This is a genomic window from Streptomyces sp. OZ13 (genome assembly GCF_052068155.1).
Classification (GTDB): Bacteria; Actinomycetota; Actinomycetes; order Streptomycetales; family Streptomycetaceae; genus Streptomyces.
On sequence record NZ_JBQHCZ010000043.1, the window covers coordinates 1 to 3,515 of the forward strand.

Below are 3,515 nucleotides of genomic sequence, written 5' to 3' on the forward strand. Positions count from 1 at the left end.
CCCTGCGCCCGGAGCAGGCCGCCTACATCGGCGTCGAGGTCGACGGCCCGTACAAGCCGGACCACTACCGCTACTGATCACGACGACGGCGTAGCGCAGCGCCGCAGGCAGTACTCGCAGAGCAGTACCAGGCAGGCCCCCGCACCCCCGTGTCGGGGGCCTGCCCCGTACCCTCCTCGAACGGCTCCGGCTCACGCCTCACCGCACAAGGACACCTACGCCCCCATGCCCCGCGGCCGCTATTCGCTCCACGATCCGCACGACCACACCCCCCTCGGCGAAGAACACTTCCAATGCGCCCCCGGCCCCTCCGGCTGGCGATACGTCTCCCGGACCACCACTCCCTCCGGCGACGACGCCGGCTCCGTCGACCTCGCGCTCGACGAGCTGGGCCGCCCCATCCGCCTCGAACTCCACGCGGCGAGCTGGCAGGTCCGCGGCGCGGCGATCGACGGCGTCACCTGGGTCCGCACGGACCCGACCGGAACCGACGCACGTGAAGGGAACGCCCCCGCCCACGCCTTCACCGGCACCTCCCCCGCCTTCCTCGTCGCAACGGCCCGTCTTCTGCGCCTCGCACCCGGCGCCCCCGCCACCCGCGTCCGTCTCGTCGCCTTCACCGACCCCGTACTCGCACCCCGGACCGTCGACCAGTCCTGGGCTCTGGTGAAAAGTGAAGCGCACACCACTGACAACGGCCTTCTGACAGTGGACGAATACCAGGTCAACGCCCTGGACACGGGCGAGCAGCACGTGATTCACATCGCCGGGGACGTGGTCCTCGCGGCGCCGGGCATCGAGCTCGAGGACCTCGAGAGCCCACCCTCCACCTTCCGCTGACCACGACGCGCCGGGCGGGCCGTCCCTGCCGACGGGCTCGTCGGACCGATCCGCCTGCCGGCGCCGAAGGCGCGGCGTTCCGCTCGGATGCTCGAGTGATCAGCGCTCGGTCGCTCGGTCGCTCAGGCGGGAGGGGCGAAACCTCCGGGCGTCCCGGTCGGGGGGACGTGGGCCTGGGCCGGCGCAGTAGGACGGGGGAGGGGTGTGCTGCCCGTTGCGGCAGCGGCAGACCGCGTGTCCATGCTGTCGACCGTCGTTTCGACGGGGACCGCAGCGGGACCGGCAGCCGTGGGGCCGGGGCCGACTTCGCGCGCGGCCGCGGTGAATGCCCGCCGGGCGTCACGGGCCTGCCGCTCGTTGACCACGGCCGCAAGATACGCGGCCGGCGGCACGCCCTCAGGCGCCGGCGCTCCCGTGCGCTCCGCCAGATCGCCGGCCAGCCGCTGCGCCATGGACCAGCTCACGGCAGGATCCAGCTGCCTCATACGGGTCAGGTACTGGCGTATCGCCAGCCACAGATCGTCCGGCACACCCGACAGGTCGAGCTGGGCGAACCGTCCGACCAGCCACGGCGGCGGAGGAGGCGACGCCATCGGGCCACGGGCGGCGGGGACCCGCTCCCTCACGACGAGCGTCCCGGCGAAGACGTCGCCTATTCGCCGGCCCCGTTCCGACACCAGCGAAGCGATGCAGGCGATGACCCCGAACGTGAAGAGAACCTCCACGACGCCCATCGCCCCGCGCACCAACGCGTGCCGGAACCTGATCGGCCCGCCGTCGTCACGGACCACACGCAGTCCGCAGGCCAGCTTTCCCAGGGAACGACCGTGGCTGAGGGTCTCCACGGCTATCGGCGCACCGACGAGGACCAGCAGGAACGAGGCGATGGACACCGCCATGACCGCGGCTTCGTCCAGTGATGCCGTCGCGAGCGCCAGACCGATGGACAGCAGCAGGTACACGGTCCAGATGACGGCGAGATCGATCACGAGGGCGAGCGCCCGGCTCGGCAGTCTTGCCGGCTGCAGCCCCAGTACGACCGCGTCCCCTGTCACTAGCCCACTCACTGCTGCCCCTGTCGTCGCGTTCTTCGGTCTTCCCTGCCCCTTGATCTCCCAGTCTGCCAAGCTGACCGGCAGCGTGTCGCAGTAGTGCAGCAGTGAAGTAGTACGGACCGTACGCAATGCACCCAGTGCCTGGAGCAGCAGCCGACCATGGACCTCGACGTCTTCGTGACAGCCCACCGTGCCGAGTGGGACCGCCTGGACCACCTCCTTCGCCGGGGCGGTCACCTGACGGGCGCGGAAGCAGACGAGCTCGTCGCCCTCTACCAGCGCACGGCCACTCATCTCTCTCTCGTACAGTCCAGCGCTCCGGAACCGGCACTGACAGCGAGGCTCACCCAGCTCGTGGCACGGGCACGAGCTGTCGTCACCGGCACCCGGCGGTCGAGCTGGAGGGACGCGGTCCACTTCCTCACCGCCGGTTTTCCCGCCGCCGTCTACCGCTCCCGGCACTGGTGGATACCGACCGCGGTGCTCTCCACCCTCGTCGCCGCCCTCATCGGCTGGTGGATCGGAACCCACCCGGAGGTCCAGGCGGCGATCGGGGCACCGGAAGAACTCCGTCGGCTGACCCGCCCCGGCGGGGAGTACGAGACCTACTACTCGAGCCATCCCGCGGCCTCGTTCGCCGCCCAGGTATGGACGAACAACGCTCAGGCAGCCGCCATGTGCCTGACCCTCGGTGCGTTCCTGTGCCTGCCGGTCATCTGGATCCTCTTCCTGAACATGCTGAATCTGGGCGTAGGAATCGGACTCATGTCGTCCGCCGGCCGGCTCGACGTCTTCCTCGGGCTGGTGCTCCCGCACGGCCTGCTCGAACTGACGGCCGTGTTCGTCGCGGCCGGCACCGGTCTGCGTCTCGGCTGGACGGTGATCGACCCGGGACCGCTGAGCCGTCGTACCGCTCTTGCCCAGCAGGGCCGGGCGGCGCTCGGCATGGCTATCGGCCTCGCCCTGGTGCTGTTCGTGTCGGGCCTGATCGAGGGCTTCGTAACCCCCTCCGGCCTGCCGACCTGGGCTCGTATCACCATCGGCATCGTCGCCGAGCTGGGCTTCCTCGCGTACGTCTACGTCCTGGGCGGCCGAGCGGCCCGTGCAGGAGACACGGGCGACGTGGAGGAGGCTGACCGCAGCGCCGAGCTCCCCACGGCGGCCTGATGTGCGTGCGGGCCCTGTGACCTGCTAGTCTCCTCTTCGCCCCGCAGCCCCGTTGACACGGGACCCGTGGGGAGGTAGATTTAAACGGTTGCCTCGGACTGGACAAGTTCGGGCGTGAACATTTAGAGTCTGTCTGGCTCTCGCCGGGAAATGATTTCCGCGGAGCCGCTTCCCGATTCCTTATCCGAATCACAACGCCGATTAGGTCGGCCAAGATGATTCTGATAAAGTTCGGATCAGCCGAAAGGCAAAAAGGCCCACCAACGGCCACCGGAAATGAAATCCGAACCGGAAACGGAACGGAAAACGGATCTGGTAAGGTTGGAAACGCAAGACCGAAGGGAAGCGCCCGGAGGAAAGCCCGAAAGGGTGAGTACAAAGGAAGCGTCCGTTCCTTGAGAACTCAACAGTGTGCCAAAAATCAACGCCAGATATGTTGATACCCCGTCCATC

At 68.6% G+C, this 3,515-nt stretch carries 5 protein-coding genes; 3 read left to right on the forward strand and 2 right to left on the reverse strand.

The features are described 5' to 3' along the window. Positions 1–77: adenosylhomocysteinase (locus tag ACTMTU_RS35955; RefSeq protein WP_441267616.1), on the forward strand; the 77-nt coding region annotated here is incomplete at its 5' end. A gap of 148 nt (positions 78–225) precedes the next feature. Beyond that, positions 226–840, forward strand: coding sequence for a hypothetical protein (locus ACTMTU_RS35960; protein WP_441267629.1), 615 nt, complete (start codon positions 226–228; stop codon positions 838–840). A 122-nt stretch (positions 841–962) separates the two neighbouring features. Here ACTMTU_RS35960 and ACTMTU_RS35965 read toward each other — a convergent pair whose 3' ends face one another. Beyond that, positions 963–1,907, reverse strand: coding sequence for an RDD family protein (locus ACTMTU_RS35965; protein WP_441267632.1), 945 nt, complete (start codon positions 1,905–1,907; stop codon positions 963–965). Between the two features lie 147 nt (positions 1,908–2,054). Between ACTMTU_RS35965 and ACTMTU_RS35970 the strand changes: the two genes are divergently transcribed. Next, positions 2,055–3,062 carry a stage II sporulation protein M gene (locus ACTMTU_RS35970; RefSeq protein ID WP_441267630.1) on the forward strand — a complete coding sequence of 336 codons (1,008 nt, stop codon included), beginning with the start codon at positions 2,055–2,057 and terminating at the stop codon, positions 3,060–3,062. A gap of 236 nt (positions 3,063–3,298) precedes the next feature. Here the strand turns inward: ACTMTU_RS35970 and ACTMTU_RS35975 are convergent. Next, positions 3,299–3,515: hypothetical protein (locus ACTMTU_RS35975; RefSeq protein ID WP_441267631.1), on the reverse strand; the 217-nt coding region annotated here is incomplete at its 5' end.

Coding starts and splice junctions, on each gene's coding strand:
- ACTMTU_RS35960 (WP_441267629.1), top strand. CDS start 226: ATGCCCCGCGGCCGCTATTCGCTCCACGATCCGCACGACCACACCCCC.
- ACTMTU_RS35970 (WP_441267630.1), top strand. CDS start 2,055: ATGGACCTCGACGTCTTCGTGACAGCCCACCGTGCCGAGTGGGACCGC.